This window comes from Streptomyces sp. NPDC087300 (assembly GCF_044744425.1).
Classification (GTDB): Bacteria; Actinomycetota; Actinomycetes; order Streptomycetales; family Streptomycetaceae; genus Streptomyces.
On sequence record NZ_JBIUYI010000006.1, the window covers coordinates 56,853 to 73,457 of the forward strand.

15 protein-coding genes are annotated in these 16,605 nt (G+C 66.4%); 5 read left to right on the forward strand and 10 right to left on the reverse strand.

The window, feature by feature from the left end; genetic code table 11:
* Window positions 1–54: 54 nt before the first annotated feature.
* Window positions 55–1,791, forward strand: a complete 1,737-nt coding sequence (locus ACIO9J_RS25205) for a molybdopterin-dependent oxidoreductase (protein WP_402005383.1) — start codon at window positions 55–57, stop codon at window positions 1,789–1,791.
* A gap of 74 nt (window positions 1,792–1,865) precedes the next feature.
* Window positions 1,866–2,522 carry a fasciclin domain-containing protein gene (locus tag ACIO9J_RS25210; protein ID WP_402003808.1) on the forward strand — a complete coding sequence of 219 codons (657 nt, stop codon included), beginning with the start codon at window positions 1,866–1,868 and terminating at the stop codon, window positions 2,520–2,522.
* A 9-nt stretch (window positions 2,523–2,531) separates the two neighbouring features.
* Here the strand turns inward: ACIO9J_RS25210 and ACIO9J_RS25215 are convergent, their stop codons facing one another.
* Both ACIO9J_RS25215 and ACIO9J_RS25220 read right to left on the reverse strand, forming a co-directional pair.
* Window positions 2,532–3,281, reverse strand: a complete 750-nt coding sequence (locus ACIO9J_RS25215; protein ID WP_402003811.1) for a GAF and ANTAR domain-containing protein — start codon at window positions 3,279–3,281, stop codon at window positions 2,532–2,534.
* A gap of 6 nt (window positions 3,282–3,287) precedes the next feature.
* Window positions 3,288–4,046, reverse strand: a complete 759-nt coding sequence (locus tag ACIO9J_RS25220) for a GAF and ANTAR domain-containing protein (RefSeq protein WP_402003814.1) — start codon at window positions 4,044–4,046, stop codon at window positions 3,288–3,290.
* A 129-nt stretch (window positions 4,047–4,175) separates the two neighbouring features.
* Here ACIO9J_RS25220 and ACIO9J_RS25225 point away from each other — a divergent pair, with 129 nt between their 5' ends.
* The gene (locus ACIO9J_RS25225) at window positions 4,176–4,346 is read left to right on the forward strand and encodes a hypothetical protein (RefSeq protein ID WP_402003817.1); all 171 of its coding nucleotides are present in this window, start codon (window positions 4,176–4,178) and stop codon (window positions 4,344–4,346) included.
* 514 nt (window positions 4,347–4,860) lie between these two features.
* Here the strand turns inward: ACIO9J_RS25225 and ACIO9J_RS25230 are convergent.
* The 5 genes from ACIO9J_RS25230 to ACIO9J_RS25250 all read right to left on the reverse strand — a co-directional run bounded on the left by ACIO9J_RS25230 (window position 4,861) and on the right by ACIO9J_RS25250 (window position 11,966).
* A complete protein-coding gene (locus ACIO9J_RS25230) occupies window positions 4,861–5,508 on the reverse strand; it encodes an STAS domain-containing protein (protein WP_402003820.1) in 648 nt (215 codons plus the stop codon).
* Between the two features lie 664 nt (window positions 5,509–6,172).
* A complete protein-coding gene (locus ACIO9J_RS25235) occupies window positions 6,173–6,763 on the reverse strand; it encodes a hypothetical protein (protein WP_402003823.1) in 591 nt (196 codons plus the stop codon).
* Between the two features lie 7 nt (window positions 6,764–6,770).
* Window positions 6,771–8,444, reverse strand: a complete 1,674-nt coding sequence (locus ACIO9J_RS25240; protein WP_402003826.1) for a DEAD/DEAH box helicase family protein — start codon at window positions 8,442–8,444, stop codon at window positions 6,771–6,773.
* A gap of 3 nt (window positions 8,445–8,447) precedes the next feature.
* Window positions 8,448–10,856, reverse strand: coding sequence for an ATP-binding protein (locus tag ACIO9J_RS25245; RefSeq protein ID WP_402003829.1), 2,409 nt, complete (start codon window positions 10,854–10,856; stop codon window positions 8,448–8,450).
* Window positions 10,857–11,177: 321 nt separating this feature from the next.
* Entirely contained in the window at window positions 11,178–11,966 is a 789-nt protein-coding gene (locus ACIO9J_RS25250; protein ID WP_402003832.1) for a GIY-YIG nuclease family protein, read from the reverse strand.
* 113 nt (window positions 11,967–12,079) lie between these two features.
* Here ACIO9J_RS25250 and ACIO9J_RS25255 point away from each other — a divergent pair, with 113 nt between their 5' ends.
* A complete protein-coding gene (locus tag ACIO9J_RS25255) occupies window positions 12,080–13,375 on the forward strand; it encodes a DNA cytosine methyltransferase (protein WP_402003835.1) in 1,296 nt (431 codons plus the stop codon).
* A gap of 395 nt (window positions 13,376–13,770) precedes the next feature.
* Window positions 13,771–14,151 (forward strand): very short patch repair endonuclease, encoded by a 381-nt coding sequence (locus tag ACIO9J_RS25260; protein ID WP_402003838.1) that lies wholly within the window; start codon window positions 13,771–13,773, stop codon window positions 14,149–14,151.
* 75 nt (window positions 14,152–14,226) lie between these two features.
* On the opposite strand, the gene ACIO9J_RS25265 is transcribed toward ACIO9J_RS25260, so the two are convergent.
* The 3 genes from ACIO9J_RS25265 to ACIO9J_RS25275 all read right to left on the reverse strand — a co-directional run bounded on the left by ACIO9J_RS25265 (window position 14,227) and on the right by ACIO9J_RS25275 (window position 16,545).
* Window positions 14,227–14,763, reverse strand: a complete 537-nt coding sequence (locus ACIO9J_RS25265; RefSeq protein WP_402003840.1) for a transposase — start codon at window positions 14,761–14,763, stop codon at window positions 14,227–14,229.
* A gap of 71 nt (window positions 14,764–14,834) precedes the next feature.
* Complete coding sequence (locus ACIO9J_RS25270) at window positions 14,835–15,314, reverse strand: NUDIX domain-containing protein (protein WP_402003842.1); 480 nt, start codon at window positions 15,312–15,314, stop codon at window positions 14,835–14,837.
* A gap of 10 nt (window positions 15,315–15,324) precedes the next feature.
* Window positions 15,325–16,545, reverse strand: coding sequence for a helix-turn-helix domain-containing protein (locus ACIO9J_RS25275; RefSeq protein WP_402003844.1), 1,221 nt, complete (start codon window positions 16,543–16,545; stop codon window positions 15,325–15,327).
* Window positions 16,546–16,605: the final 60 nt, after the last annotated feature.

Here is a 16,605-nt window from a genome sequence, read left to right on the forward strand (position 1 = left end):
GGAGCGGTTGATCCGATCGGGTGAACGACCAAGCCGGACGGCGCACCGCTTCGAATCAGGGGTGTGAGCACACGAGGAGACACCGCGATCCGGGCCGGACTCGCCGCACTGGGCGGCCTGGTCTCCGGCTACGCGGCCCTCGCGGTCGCGGAGCTGGTCTCGGTGGCGGTCCGGCCGGAGGCGGGCCCCGTCACCGCGGTCGGCGGCGCGGTCATCGACCGCACGCCGCCCGCCGTGAAGGACTGGGCGATCCGCCGCTTCGGCGAGGACGACAAGCTGGTCCTCCAACTGGGCATCCTCGCCGCGCTCGCATTGTTCGCCGTGGCGGCGGGCCTGCTCGCCCTGCGCCACCGCCGCGTCGCGGCCCTGGTCGTCCTGCTCTTCGGCGCGGCGGGCGCGGCGGCGGCCACGGCCCGCCCGGACTCCACGTCGCTCCTGGACGCGGTGCCTTCCCTGTGCGGGGCGGTGGCGGGGGCGGCCACGCTGTACCTCCTCGGCGGGCGCCTGCCGCACCGGGCCGGGGCCCCGGTTCCGGCCCCGGTCCCAGCTCCACCCCCTGCGGACGCCTCCGCACCCGCCGACGCCCCCGCACCCGCACGCGTCACTCCCCCTGCCGACACCGCCTCCCGCCCGCAGGACCCCGAGGCCACCCCCGAACCCCCGGACGGGCCCCCGTCCCCCGCCCCGTCCCCGTCCTCGCCCCCGGCCCGCCGCACCTTCCTCCTCGCCACCGCGGGCGCCGCCGCCCTCGCCACCGGTTCCTGGCTGCTCGGACGGCGCCTCAACGCCACCACGGCCGCCGAGGCCGAGGCGTCCCGGGCCGCGCTCCGGCTGCCCGCGCCCGCGTCGCCCGCGCCGCGCCTGCCGCGCGGCGTCGATCTCAAGCTGCCGGGCCTCACGTCCTTCACCACGCCCAACGACCGCTTCTACCGCGTCGACACCGCCCTCCACGTGCCCCGCCTGGACGCGGACCGCTGGCGCCTGCGCATCCACGGCAAGGGCGTCGGACGTGAACTGAACCTGGACTTCGGCGACTTGCTCCGCAGGCGGCTCGTCGAGCGGGACATCACCATGACCTGCGTGTCGAACGAGGTCGGCGGCCCCTACGTCGGCTCCGCGCGCTGGCTCGGCGTACGCCTCGCGGAGCTCCTCGAAGAGGCCGGGGTACGCCCGCCGTCCGCCGGCGGACCCGCCGACCAGCTCGTGGCCCGTTCGGTCGACGGCATGACGATCGGCACCCCGGTGGAGACCGTCATGGACGGCCGCGACGCCCTGCTCGCCGTCGGCATGAACGGCGAACCGCTGCCCTTCGAGCACGGCTTCCCCGTCCGCATGCTCGTCCCCGGCCTGTACGGCTACGTCTCCGCCTGCAAGTGGATCCAGGACATCGAGCTGACCACGTTCGACGCCTACGACCCCTACTGGGTCAAGCGCGACTGGGCCCGCGAGGCGCCGATCAAGACGCAGTCCCGTATCGACACCCCCAAGCCCTTCGCCCGCCCCGCCGCCGGCCGCGTCACCGTCGCCGGAGTCGCCTGGGCGCAGCACAAGGGCATCGCACGCGTCGAGGTGCGCGTCGACGACGGCCCCTGGCAGAAGGCCCGTCTGGCCACCGAGGGCCCCGTGGACACCTGGCGCCAGTGGAGCTGGGAGTGGCCCGCCACCTCGGGCCCGCACACCCTCCACGTCCGCGCCACCGACCGCACCGGCACCACCCAGACCGCGGAACGCACCCGCACGATCCCCGACGGCGCCTCCGGCAGGCACTCGGTGGTGGTCACCGTGACCTGAAGCCCAAGAACAACGCCCCTACCCACCCGAACCCACCCACCCCTCAACTCCCTCCCCACTCAAGGAGATTCACCATGAACCCCACCCTCCGCCTGCGCCGAGTCACCGTCGCGGCGACCGCGGCGCTCGTCCTGCCGCTCGCCCTGGCCGCCTGCTCCGACAGCGACAAGGACAGCGACAGCGGCAAGAAGGACAACGCGGCAGCGTCGTCGCCGAAGGAGAAGGACACCCCGTCGGCCGACGCGTCGACGGCCGACCAGCCGTTCGGCCCGGCCTGTTCGTCCGTTCCCAAGGACGGCGCGGGCAGCTTCGACGGCATGGCCAAGGACCCGGTGGCCACCGCCGCCTCGCACAACCCGGCGCTGTCCACCCTGGTCACCGCGGTGAAGAAGGCGGGCCTCGTCGACACCCTGAACAGCGCGGAGAACATCACGGTGTTCGCGCCGACCAACGACGCCTTCGCCAAGATCCCCAAGGCCGACCTGGACAAGGTGCTCGCCGACAAGAAGCAGCTCACCAAGATCCTGACGTACCACGTGGTGGGCCAGAAGCTGACGCCGAAGCAGCTGGAGAAGGGCTCCTACGAGACGCTGGAGAAGAGCAAGCTGACGACGGCGGGCTCCGGCGAGTCGTACCAGGTCAACAACGCCTCGAAGGTCGTCTGCGGCAACGTGCCGACCGCCAACGCCACGGTCTACATCGTCGACACGGTCCTGATGCCGAAGATGTGACCCCCGGCGTCAGCCCGTGGCACCCGTGGCGTCCGCCAGCACGGTCCCCAGCTCCAGTTCGCGTCGTACGAGCGCCTGGGCCACCTCGGTGAGGCGGCCGCCGTGCCGTCGTGCGTAGATGCGCAACACCCGTCCCGCGTCGGCGAGTTCGAGCAGGCCGCCCTCGGCGAGCATGCCGGTGGCCATGTCGACGGTGGCCCGCGCGGAGACGGCGGCCTGGACGCGGGTCAGTACGTCGGAGGGCCTGGCCGGGTCGGGCCGGTAGTGGATCAGTGCCACGGCGGCGACGTCGGCGAGCGCCTGGGCGAGCCGCAGCTCGTCGTCCGACAGCCCGTCCGGGTCCGCGACGAGGACGGTGAGGGCCCCGATGACCTGGTGGTTCACGCGCAGCGGCAGCGCATGGACCGCCAGGTACCCGGCCTGCGCGGCGAGCGGCGCGAGGCGCGGCCAGCGCTCCACGGCGGCGGCGTCTGCGAGCCGGACGGCGTCGACGGACCGGCCGGTGCGGAAGCAGTCCAGGCAGGGCCCCTCGCCGGTCCGCAACTGGAGCAGTTCGACGAGGGCGGCCCCGCCGTCGGACGCGGACATGGTGCGCAGGCCGCCGCGGGCGGTGGCCATCATGATGCCGACGTCGTCGGCCCCGACGATGTCGACGACGTGTCCGGCGAGCCGGTCGAGCAGGACGACCGGGTCGAAGTCGTCGGCGAGGGTGTCGGTCAGCCCGACGAATGCCTCGGCGAGCTGTTGTTCACGGTTCATCTCCGTTCACCGTTCCTCTTCGAATGTGCCGCGTGACCGACCGTCCGGATCTTCGCCGTCGATGGACGCCTGCCGCTGGAATGAGAAGCTCCGGTCGATGACGTCCTGAGCCACCTCGGAGACCGTCTGCCCCTGGGCGAACGCGCGCGCCCGCAAGTAGTCAAGGGCCTTCTCCGGGTCGGTGCCCAGCTGGATCATGACCATACCCACGGCCTGATGGACCTCGGTACGGTCGGCCTCCGCGGCTTCTACCCACGACGCTACTCCGCCACCGTCGGCATCAGCGGATTCCGGGTGGCCGTTGCTGAGGTTGAGGACGGCGAAGGTGACCGCGTCCTTGATCATCATGGCGATGCCGAGCTCGCGCGGCGAGAGCGCCCCCGTGGTCGTCCGGTACAGGTCGAGCGTGCCGATGGCGAGCGCGCCGGACCCCAGCGGCAGCGAGAAGGTCGCGAGTACCCCGAGCCCGACCGCCTGCACGGCGAAGACCGGCCACTTCCGGGCGTCGGGCCCCTGCGTGAGATCCCCGGCGAGCACCGGCGCCCCCAGATCGAGCGCGCTCTGACAGGGCCCGTCCCCCAACGTGTACTGGGTCTCGGCGAGCCGCGCCGAGGTGTCGTCGCTGGCGTACCAGAGGGTGCGTACGGAACTGCTCGCGGTGATCGACACGGACGCGCCACCGATCGGCAGCAACTCCACGCAGGTGCGACACAGCGCGGCGGGCACCTGCCACACGTCGACGGCGGCCGCGGCGAGAGCGAGCACACCGGTGACCCGTCGCCGCTCCGCGTCCCCCGCAAGCGGGTCCGCCTCCCGACCATCCCCACCCCGCCGTCGACGGTCCACCGGGCCCGCCTCCGGTTCGCCACCACCCTCCCGGCGACCGGCCAGCGGGTGGTCCACATCCCGGCCCTCACCACCCTGGCGACCAGCCAGCGGGCCCACGTCCCGGCCCTCACCACCCCGGCGACCAGCCAGCGGGTCAGCCTCCTGGTCGTCACCGCCCTGGCGCTCGGCTCGCATCGCTGTCACCTCCACCCGGCGGCTGCCGCACACACGACATGATCTCCCAGTATCGAGCTTCGAGCCGGGGAACCACCCCCGAGCCACGACCGCGTTCCCCCGGGACGGGCCACTCGGTCCGGGCCTGATCCTGACCCTGCCCCTGATCCTGGTACGTCGGGGCCTGAACGCCCTGGTTCGTCGAGGCCTGCCCCCCCCTCACCGCCCCTCACGCACTCCGCACCCCGGCAGCACACCGAAGCCTTCCACGCCGACGGGACACGGCACAGCATTGTGGCCCGACGCCATCGCGGGGGTGCGCGACCGCACTTGCGCCGGGCTCAGCGCGCGCGGCGCCCCACCACCTCGGCACGTCTTGCGCCCCCTCCCCTGCCCAGCGGGCGGACCGGACCCCGTTCGCGGAACGGACCCCGTATGTCCACCGAGCACAGCGAGCCCGCCCTCGACGAACGGCAGTACGGCCTGGACGAGGCCAGGGCCCCTGACTCCAGGCCGGCCCAAGCCCTAATTGCCCGCGAGGACGAACTACCTGGAATCCCGTTATCCCGTTATCCCGTTATCCCGTATGAGCCATTGCTTCCTCAACGGTCTCAAACAGAGCGAATACGCGATCGAGCCCAGTGATGCGGAACACCTTCATGAAATCTTCGCCACTCACAACCAGGCGAAAATCTATACCTTTGGATCGACTACGTTTAAGGATTCCCACCAGAACGCCCAGAACTATCGAGTTGAGGCCAGGAGCCGACAACAGGTCAACTATCAACCTTTCCGGCTCCTCCCGCTCTATGGTGATCAGGGCGGCATCGCGCAACTTCAAGTATTCAGGGTCGACGTCACGAGCCACTTCGAGTATGACCCAACCATCCCGGCGGGAAATGTAAACATTCCCACTCGCCCTGATCACTGTCCCGTCTTCCATGGTGAGACCCTGCCCGATCCCCGGCAGCCACCCCGTTCTGGCAATGGGTGGCGCACCAGACTGCGCAGCATCGTCAACCCATCGCTCCCCTCCATTGACCGGCGCCGCACTTTCAGCGACGGATCGGGAGAACCGGTGCAAAGAAAGCAAGCTGTAAGCTTCCTTCCTGCGTTCCGGGTCGCGATGAAATGCAGCCATCAAGAATAGGGTTGCGTACGTGCAAAGCAACACGCCCATCACGCAACTCAACACCCACACCGGCGCACCAGAGAAAAAGCTCATGACGTCAACAAATCCCCCGATTGACTGGTTCGACCTTGAGCAATGGTCCCGAACATCCCGCCCTTTGGGTATAGGGATCGGGGCTTTGGTGGCTGTGGTGAAAGAGTGCTTGCAGGGGTTCGCATCACCGCCGAAGCGAGCAATCCACCGCGATATGCGAAAGCCGGACGGCAGCCGCCGCGACCCGGCTGCACGATCTGCCGCACGTCGCCGCCGCGCTCATGCTCGCCGGGGTCGACATCAAGATCGCGTCCGAGCCCCTCGGGCACAGCGAGACCCGGATCGCTCGGGACACCTACCAGTCGGCCACGCCCCGGGCCGCGCGCACAGCCACCGAGGCGACCGCCTCCGCCCCCGCCGGATCCCGGCATGCAAAAAGTCCAGGCCGTGGACCACACGACCTGGACTTCCTTGGAGCCGCCTTCGGGATTCGAACCCGAGACCTACGCATTACGAGGGCCTGGACGATCATGATGGGTGGTGACTCGTGATCATGGGACATCCGGTTTTACCTGGTCAGAGACTTTCCGGGCTCCACAGCGTGACGCTAAATCCAGTGGGTGCTATTCCGTCCGCTCACGCATCGCTCACGCACGTTGGCCGGGCTTCGACCGCTGTCGTGCACGTCCCGGAGATCGTGGCGGTACCTCAGTCGGTGTAGCTGTCAGACGCGGGTGAGCCGCAGGGTGATGTGGCACAGCTCGATGCTTGCCTGCTTGGCGAGGAGCCGATGCCGATGCATCTCGCCGCCACTAAGTCGCGTGCCCTGAGGGGAGGCAACGACGATGAGCGGTTCGGCACCGCCATCCACACGAGCGTTGATGCCGGCCCACACAAGGTCGGCAAGCTTGGCCGCCGGCCCCCAAATCATTAGGACGTCCGTTTCAGGCCCTCGGACCAGGCAACGGTTGGGCTTGACGTCAACAGACTCTGGGTCGGCATGCCAATCCGGCCCAATCGCCTGGTGCGCGATCTGCTCCATCCCGGGGTAGCGACTGACCGCAAACTGCGCGTAAGAGCCGATGCCGAAGCGTGCCCTGGGCAGTTCTTTGATCGGCCCATCCTTGATCCACACGCGGACGCGATCGCGTTCGATGAAACGTGTGAGCTTACCCCCAATGAGTGGGTCGTCAATCCAACGCACGTACCACTGGGAGCGCTCACGCGGGGCCATACCGTCCCAGTCGAGTTCGTCGACCTGCCGGTAGACCTCGGCGATCACCTCGCGTCGGATCTCCTCATCGATGTCACTCATCGATCATTCACCCCCCAAAGGCAGCCGGGTCGGGAAACTGAAGGCGACTCTTGTCCAACGAGGTCTCCAGACTGGCCGCGTCCTCAATCCATTCACGCATCAAACTCTCCGCGCGCTTGTCCGCGAAGTCGAAGCTGGTGCCGCGCTCTCGTAGACGCAAGGTCTCGACTTCGTCTTCGGCGATCTGTTGGCGGATGTTCAAGATAGCCGCGATGCGGCGGATGTCGCTGACGAAGTCCAGGACCTCCACGTGCGACTTCCCCGGACGCAGACGCAGGCCGCGGCCGAGCTGCTGAACGAAGATCCGACGGCTGTGCGTAACTCGGGCGAAGCAGAGGATGTTCACGTCCGGAATGTCCACACCTTCGTTGAGGATGTCGACAGCCGTCAGGATCGGGACCTCGCCGCTCCGGAAGCTCATCAGTCGGGATTGGCGTTCCCGCTTGCTGAGACCCGCGTGAACAGCGAGTGCTCCGCGCCACTGGGGCACTTCTGCCAGCAGCGCCGCCAGTCGTTCGGCATGTTCGATGGTGCGGCAGAAGACGACCGCGCGGGGGTGCTGGGTACGCGCCCATACCTCCACCAGCTTCTCGCGCACTCCTTCGTCTCGTTCGGGGAGGAAAAGGCGTGCGTTGAGATCCTTGATCGAGTAGCTGTGGTCGCTGATGCCCCGGACGAAATCCCAATCGATGTTGTCCGCGTAGAGCCGGTAGCGCACTTCGGACAGGTAGCCCAGCCGCATGCCGTCCTCGATACCAAGCGTGTAGCTGGGTTCGCCGAATCGCGTGCGAATATCGAATCGATCACCACGCCAAGGTGTCGCCGTGACGCCAAAAATCTGACTCGCGTGGAGGACGTCCAGCAGCTCGGCCAGTTGCCCATCCTCGGCAACGTGATGGGCTTCGTCAACCATGATCAGCCCAGGCCGGTAGCCGGCACGGGCGTAGCTAAGAGCACTCGCTGTCGTCGCGCAGGTAACGCCTCGCAGGTCGTCAGGGCGGTGGTCGCCCGTCAGGAGCTGAGTGCGCACGCTTTTGGGCAGGTGGTGCCACAACGCTCGCTCAAGCTGCTCCACCAGATCCTTTGCCGGGGCGACGATCAGGACTTTGTCCTGGGGCCTCTCGTGCAGATGGCGATCGATTACCTCACCACCAACCACTGTTTTACCCAGGCCGGTTGCAAGGACCAGCAGGGCACGGTCAGCACTCTTCAGGTCGCCGATGACCGCCCGCAAAGCCTCGCCTTGGTAGGGGCGCAGCTTGCGAGACGGCAACCGGTCAGCTGTGAATCGGTCGTCCGAGTACAGGTCAGCCAGTTCCTGGCCTGCCCATAGCTCCACTCGCATGCCGACAGCCGCGAGACTGTCACGGCGCTTATGCGTGAGCGGCCCGAACCGGCTGTTAGTGACCACTACGGCATGGTCGGCGCCATAGTGGGCTTTAGCCTCCAAGACCTCGTCAATGGCACTGGGCGGCACTGCCGCTCCCGCCTTCCATTTAGCCTGGAATACCCACAAGCGACCCTCACGGGTGGCGAGAATGTCACCTCCTTGGTCGTTCGCACCATCAATATTGACGACGTCGGTGAAGCCCAGGTGAAGCGCTAGCCGCTCCAGCTGGCGAGTGAAACCGAACGGTCCAACCCAACGTAGGAAGTCCGGCGCCATGAACGAGGTAGCCATGACTCACACCGGTCCGGCAACGCTCTGGTCGAGCATGTCGAAGGTGATCCGTGCCAAGGAGAGTTCCAGTCGAGTCTTCGTACCCGGGTCAGTCAGGAATTCACTGACAACCTCTAGAGGGCGCACAGTCTGAGCCACCTGCCTGTCCTTGACCGTAGTGTCCGACCAGCCACTCCAAGATGTCTTGAACACCGCCCCGTCCAAGAAGGCCGCTGGACGGACCCGGACGACGGCCGCGATCCCGGCAGCGTCCAAATGAGCCACGAAAGCACCGGCCTTTACGACGGTGGGCCAGTCCAGAGAGGCGTCGGCTCGCCCGGCGTCACGCTCGGCACGCAGCCTGACCTCCTCTGGCACCGCCTCCCAGAGCTCGTTGGCCATCGACACGACGATAGGCGTCATCAGCTCGCGCACTCGGTCCAGCAGCGAGTCGGCCCGGTCTCGTAGCGCTGACTCAGTGACTCGTTGGTCGGGAAACTGTCGCGTGACCTCAGCCGCGACCGCTGTCACCTTCTGCCCGTCCGGTTCGAAAGCGTGCAGGGTCTGTGCGACCTCCATCAACGCGTAGTCGCGAGGATCACGTCCGTACTCGCGGAATACGGGGTGGTCGCCATGGACGAACACCTCCAGATTCACGCCCTTTCCCAGACGGGCCAGCGTGGGCACCGACCGCTCGCGATCGTCCAGCAAGGGCGTGCGCGTCTCAAAGACCGTCACAGCTTTGCGGCCAAGTCGCGGCAGAGTCACTTCGCCCGTTAGATCAAAGATCTGACGGGCGTCAGCGCGATAGCGCTCGAAGCGCTGCTCCTCGGTTTCAACAGGCTCGGGCTCAGCCGCTGGGGCGGGCTCCAGTGCGGGCGCCACGCCTCCCAAGTCGTGGCCGTCGGCTGGCGCGCCGCCCAGAGGTGCCAGTCCGGTGCGGCCTGTTAGCGAGGACCCGCTGGCCCCACCATTGCTGGTCGGCCTTGTGGGTGCCCCTCCATTGCCTCGGTTCTCATCATGGGCCAGTACCGCCTGATACCAGATCTCGTCTGAGAGGAACTCCGGGTGCCGGCCAGAATGGAACTTCGCACCCCACTCCCGGGCTGTCTCGTGGATAGCTGTGCTGCCGTTGCCGGGGATTAGGCAAGCAGCACCCGGACGGTTTTCCTGATAGCCCTTGAAAATCTCTCCGAGGTGCGAGGTGTTCAGCGGATAGCCCAGCGCCTTGGCCTTCTTCGGGCGCATCGGCCCCTCGCCGCGCAGCGCAACGACAGCGTGCCGCCAGTCCCGGCTCTCCCGGTTGAAGTCGGTCTTCTGGTAACCCACCGGGACGTGATCGAGGTGTATCTCGCCCACGATGCGCCCCTGGGTGGCCGGGATGTCGACCGGGTACTCCGGGACCTGGGTCCCGTCGTTCGGGTTCTCCCAGGAAAACAGGGTTCGGTCCCCGATCCGAATCTTCCTGCCGTTGCGCAGGAAGTCGATCCCGTAGTCGCTCTCGTCCAGGTAGCGCTGAACCCCGAACCAGCCGTGGATGCGGCGCTCACGCAGCTGCATGTCCTCGCCGTCGCACTCAGCACATCGGTCTAGGGCAAGGTCCGGGCTCTGCCAGTGGCCGCACTTCATGCACGCCAACGCCGACGCCAGCGGAATGTCGACGGACCGGACGGCGGCGATCTCTCGTCCTTCCTTGGTTACCGTGCGCGACGCCGACCAGACGCAAGGCAGTCTGGGCGAGACGGTCTTCCCGTTCACTTTCAGCCGGAAGCCGCGCCCCGCCATGGGGCCGTCCGGAACTCCGGGAATCGGATTCTCTCCGCGCAACAGATACGAGTAGACCCGACCAAGGTCAGCGCGGATAGAGGCGTGTCGATTGGCCTTCCTCAGGTCCTCAGCAATCTCAGTACGCAGACGACGGACGATCACTTCGGTGCCATGATCGGAGACGTCTTGCTTGGCCTCCCGCCGGAGAGGCGTCCTGAAACTGTCGTTCTGCGATAGGCGGCGCAGATCAATCTCCACGATCAGCCAGTCGGAGTCGCCAGCCCGCGTGGTCCGTACCTCTGTGTGATGGCCAAGACGGGCCGTGGCGATGTTGAAGCCCATGCCGAACAGCCCGAGACTGCCGTACCGGCGTTTGCCGCTGTAACCGGCTTTCAGCGCACTCTGCAGCGTCTCGAGGCTCATGCCCCGCCCGTTATCGAGGAGGCTGACGATCGGATCATTGTCAGTGGGCTTCGGCAGAGTGATCCAGACCTCCTGCGCCTCACTGCGGTCCGGGTCCGTGAGGAAGTCGTCGAAGGAGTTGTCGATCAGCTCCGCCAAGCATTGCCACGGCTTGTAGGGGATGTCTCCCAACGCCTCCAGGAGCTGCGGCGACGGTGTGAGGTCGATCTCCTCGAAGGGGATTCCTGCGTCATCATTTGTCAAAGCACTGCTCCCGTCTGAAGGGCTGCTAGAGGACAGCGGTTCGTCCGCCTGCGCCAAGAGATATCGCATGCCACTGACATCAGAGCGAAGTCGCGTCAGCAAGCAAGGGAGCGCAGCGGGTAACGCCTCCAGCACTCTTAGCCTTTGGACCAAACCAAAGCACCAGTTCAGGCGCGTTCCGTCCGCGTCCTCACACCTTGATCGATCCGCTCAGCCGCCATCCAGAGGACCTGGCGCCCACAGAGCCTCACACCGATCCATCGCTGGGCGTTCAGCACCGCTTTCGCGTCGGCGTTGCGGGCGCGGTTACGGCGTCGCGTCTCAGGCCATGCTGTCGGCGGGGATCATCTCGCCTCCCAGGTAGTACTGGCGCGCGCTCTCGTTGCGCAGTTCCTTCGGGTACATGACCGCGTAGCCCGGGAGGACCATGATTTGCCACGGGTCCGGCAAGACCACGCTCACGAACAGGAAGAACTCGTCCGCCGTCATTTCCGACTGAGGGACGGTCACCTCGAACTGTTCGTAGAACTTCTCCCTAGCCGTCCTGTAGTAGGCGTACCGGAAGGTGTATGGGAGCGCGAGCTTCGCGACCTTCAGCACACTGCGCAGGGTCTGGGCTCCTACAGGAAGGTCGCGTATGACCCAATCAAGCCGCGCAGGGTATAGCTGGTCGAAGTGATCATCTGAGAAGACGGTAGTGTCCCGCTTGTCACCGGGGTCGTTGATTCCGAACCCGTTTTCGTTCCAAGGGGCCTCTCCAGCGTCCTGGTACCTGGCGATCAGAAGCTTCTCGGGTGCGACGGCAGAGAAGTCCTCGTCCACCGAAAGCGCGGTGAAGGTGATCTGCTCCAGATGGATCCCCTCGCGACCGCTGAGCTTGCGCAGGTGCTTCGCGAGGCGCTGGGGGAGTGTGACCTCAGCCTTGCCGACATAGAGCAAGTCCTCGTCGCGCCGAAGCTGGTACACGCCCTTGTGGGGCGGCAGCAGGCGAAGGTTCGCCTCGGTGAGGGGAGCGGGCGTGAGCTTCTCCAGTGCTTCGGCCAACTGATCACCAAGGGCCTTGGTGATGCTCAGCTTGAACTCGGCGTGGTTCCCCAGTGACACAGCCACAGCTCCCCTTCATGGAGTGATCATCATCACCCTATCTGGTGAAGGTCGTGGACACGGTGCTCAGTTTCCTTGAAGTGTCTTGATGATCGACAACTCCGCGGTACGCTTTTCTCATGTCTGAGCTGCAGAAGAAGCATCCCGAGGTGGGAACCTGTGTAGAGCTGTTCGCCGGCGGCGGTGGCCTCGCCATGGGTGTCCACAACGCGGGCTTCCGCCCGCTGCTGGTAAACGAGTACTCCACACGGGCGATCGAGACGCTCCAGACGAACCCGACCCCCGACGGCGACAAGTGGCCGCTCAAGCCGGGGGACGTCCGCGACCTCGTCGAGGACTTCAAAGCCCTGGAGGGTCAGGTCGACATCCTGGCGGGCGGGCCACCGTGCCAACCGTTCAGCTTGGGCGGCGTCGCCAAGGGCACAGAGGACGAGCGGAACATGTTCCCGCAGATGTTCCGGGCCATCCAGGAGATGAGGCCGAAGGCAGTCATCTGCGAGAACGTCCGGGGCCTACTGCGCCAGTCCTTCGAGCCGTACTTCCAGTACATCCTCAACGAGATGCGGTTGCCGTTCGTCGAGCGCGAGCCGGGTGCCACGTGGGAGGAGCACAATGAGCTCCTGGAGAAGCTGCTCGCCAACGACTCAGTGCCCGCCTCCGAGCGCTACGAGGTGAAGCACCATCCGGTCAACGCCGCCGACTACGGCGTCCCTCAGGTACGTCACCGTGTGATCATCGTTGCCTTCCGTGCCGACCTCGGCGTCAAGTGGGAGGACTTCGAGCCCAAGCAACAGTTCTCCGATGAGTCCTTGATCCACTCCATGCGAGAAGGCGGGGAGTACTGGAACCGGCACGAGACCGTGGATGAGGAGGCGAAGAAGCGCACCATCGCGAACCTTCCGGCTCTCGACCTGGACAATCCCAAGACCAAGAAGAAGCTCAAGCTCCCCCCGTGGCGCACACTGCGTGACGCGATCGCTGGCATCGATGAGAACGAGGGCGTGCCCCTCCCCTACGTGTCGCTCGACGCGGTGGAACACAAGAAGCAAGTCGGCGACATCTCCGACCACTTCGGATGGCCCAGAGCCCGGATTTATACCGGTCACACCCCTAATGTCCTCGACCGCCCAGCCAAGACTGTCAAGGCAGGTGTTCATGGAGTGCCAGGTGGCGAGTCCGTGATGCAGCTCGACGACGTCACCTTTAACGGAACCGGCGTTCGCTACATGACCGTTCGCGAGACGGCGAGAGTGATGACCTTCCCCGACAGGTGGCAGCTCGCAGGGCCGCGAGGCGAGAAAATGCGCCAGCTCGGAAACGCCGTACCTGTCAGGCTCGCCGAGGTCTTCGCTAACGCGGTGGGGGCCGCGCTCCGCTCCGTCGACACTCCCAAGGACCTTGGGAAGAAGCGGTGAGCGACGCCGCTTCCGAGCGGCAGCGGGGGTGGAACGGAGAGATGCCGCCCGCTCGGGCCTACAAGGCCCGAGCCGGTATGGCGAGGGCGGCTCGATCTGCGGAGCAAGACCGGGCCGCTGGCGGACTGCACCGGCGCGCGGTCCTGCTCGACGGCGGGCGGTTCGCACGAGGCTCCATCGCCTTGCGGCTCTATCGCAAAACCCGACGTATCCGGGCTTACCTGCGTTGGTCCGACTCTGGGCAGACAAACGAGAAGTATGTCAGCGACGTCGCTGCTGCCACACGCGCCGCGAACCTGGCTCTGGCTTGGGAGAGGGCACGCACCGCCGGCTTTGTGTCCGATGAGCCCCTGCCGCCCACGTCGACGGCCTCGTCAGTCTCGGTCCGTGCTGTCATGACGGCCAACAAGGGGCGTGACACCAAACCGGAACTCGCCCTGCGATCTCTCCTTCACAGCATGGGGCTTCGGTACCGCGTAGACACGCGGCCGCTGCCCGGCCTCCGGCGGACCGCCGATGTCGTCTTCACCAAGACCAAGGTCGCGGTTTTCGTGGACGGTTGTTACTGGCACGGCTGCCCGGAGCACCACCGACCAGCCAAACGACGCGAAGAGTTCTGGCACGCGAAGATCGAGGGCAATCAAAAGCGCGACGCCGAGACAAACGCGGCCCTTAGCGCCGAGGGCTGGGAGGTTGTCCGCGTCTGGGAGCATGAAGACCCCGAGGAGGCTGCGGCACGCGTGCGCGAGATCGTGAGATCCCGGCTCGCAACGTAGAACGCCCTGACCGATTTTCTGTTGGCTCAGGGCACTTCGTATCGGATGATCGACAGTCGTCGGACTCTCTGGCCCTCATGCCTGCGAGGAACGCGGATCGGTCGGAGCGTGTAGCACAGTTATCCCTCGCCGGTCCTTTGCTGTCCCGGACAGCTCGGCGACTGTTCGTGCCACTTCTCCGCAGTCCGTGTTGATGCTCTGGGAGATAGAGGCTTCCTGAAAGGGGCCACACTGTTCCGGAACGTGTACGAGTTGCCCGCGGCTGACGCCAGAGTGTCCGGGGGAGGCGTCGAGGAGCCTCTGCGTCAGGCCCTGGAACTCCTGGGTATGAGGGCTCGCCAGTACAGCTTGATGCAACAGGTCCCACACTCCGAATCGCGACCAGACGCGAAACCGATGTTGCGCCGTAGATCTGGACACCCCGAAAGCGGGTGAGAGGTCGCGCCATGTGCGCCCGTATCCGCGTACGTAAACGACAGCTGCGAAAACGTCCGCGTGCTCAAGGTTCTGCCGGACACCGTTCTGGAAGCGAAGTCTCGGGGGCGGTAGTAGTGGGCGAGCCAGACACCACAGCCCGGCCGGCATCACCCAAGGTTGACTTTCCTCAGCCATACCGGGCTAACGGTAATCCCGTAGCTGAGACACGCCACCCAGGATCGGAAAAGTGCACCGCCATCTCTGGCCTAACGTTCTCTCGGCGCCACCCCATGCTCCAAATAGGCAGTCGAATCATAGGAACGGGCCTCGATGCCAGCGGTGATACGGCGTACGAGGCGGGGGATGGTGTGTTCCGACAGCTCACCGACGTCATAGAAGGCGTAACCGCGGAGCTCGTCGGCCTGAAGCTCGATGTGCCGACACTCATCCGCGTTGAGGCGCCCCCCGTCAAAGAGGTAGAGCACCTTGTCGCCCTCCCCCGGGTTCGGCGCCCAGTCCACGACGAGCAGGCGGCCGATCGCGGGCTTGATGCCGAGCTCCTCCTGTACCTCTCGCACGCAGGCTTGCAGGGGAGACTCTCCGTTCTCGACGTACCCGCCGGGGACATCCCGATAGTCCTTATACGAGGGATCGACGAGCAGGACCCGGTCAGCATCATCGAAGAAGAGCGCGCCGGCTGCCATGCGCGGGTGGGCCATCTTCGCTTCGTGCTCGTTCTCGGTCACAGGACGGACTCTAACCGCCGACCACGCCGAGCCTGCGGGCCAGGTCGGCCACCGGCTGGGACGGGCGGCCTCGGGTGCCGCGGATCCAGCCGATGACCAGTTCGCGGCTCAGGTAGTGGTGGCGCACCTGCTCGGGTGCGGCTCGCTCGGCGTCCAGCAGTGTGGCCAGGGCCTCGTCGGTCCGGTTCCAGGCGCTGAGGGCTCGGGCGACTTCCAGGCTGTGCCTCACGCGCCGTTCTACAGGCAAGCCGCTGGTGTCGATGCGCTGCCCGAGATCGGCGGCGATCTGGATGTCGCCGAGTTCTCCGGCGGTGGCGACGCAGTGGATGGCTACGTTGGTCGGACCGAAGGCCGTCCAGAGGTGGTTCGCGTCGGCACCCAGTCGTTGTGCGACCTCATCCGCTTCGCGGAGGAAGGTCTGGGTGGTCCCACGGTCCTCCGCTCGGGAGGCCGCCATGGCGCCGGCGAGGAAGAGCGTGCCGTAGACCGAGAGGTATTCGTCATTCGCGGTGCCCAGGCCGGGCTGCATGACGGCCGCCGCGTCGTTCACCAGCTGGATCGCCGCGGTGAAGCGGCCAGTGGCCATCAGGCAGTGCGTGACCGCGCGGAAGAGCGAGCCCGTCACCGTGCTCTGGCCGCTCCGTTGCGCTGCCGCCAAGCCGCGGTCGGCGGCGATCCATGCCAGTTCCGACTCCCCGACCTTGCCCAGCACCATGGCCGCACCGTGATAGGCCAAGGCGAGTTCGGCATGGGCCTCCTCCCCTTCCCGCCCTGAATACGAGCGGGAGGCCGCGAGGGCGTCGGCTAGGACGAGGGGAAGCCGTCGGGTCGCGAAGCCGTACTGAGACACCTGGTAGGCGTCGAGGACTTCCTTCACTGCGTCCCGCAAGCCCGTCAGGGTTGGCGGTTCGTCGTCGGGTGGGTGCCCCAGCAAGGGCGTGAGCTGCTTGTAGTCCATGAGCGCGTCGCGCAGAGCGGGCACCGTGCGGCGGCCGCTGTCACTCGACCACTCCAGGAGCGTCGGCTCGGCGAGGAGATCCCCGAGCGAGACGTCGAGAGCCTCGGCAAGTGAGGTGATCACCGAGAGGCGGTCGAGCTCGATCCGGTTGTTCTCCGCTTTGCTCAGCCAGTCCGTGGTACGGCCGACGAGGCCGGCCAGGACCTCTTGGGAGAGTCCGCGTCGGCGCCGGTACCAGGCAACGCGTTCGCCGATGGTCAGGTTCTCTGTCATCCCTCGCATGTCCTGAGCATCACCTCGTGGCCGGAATCGACCCCGGAAGGTTTTTCCGGG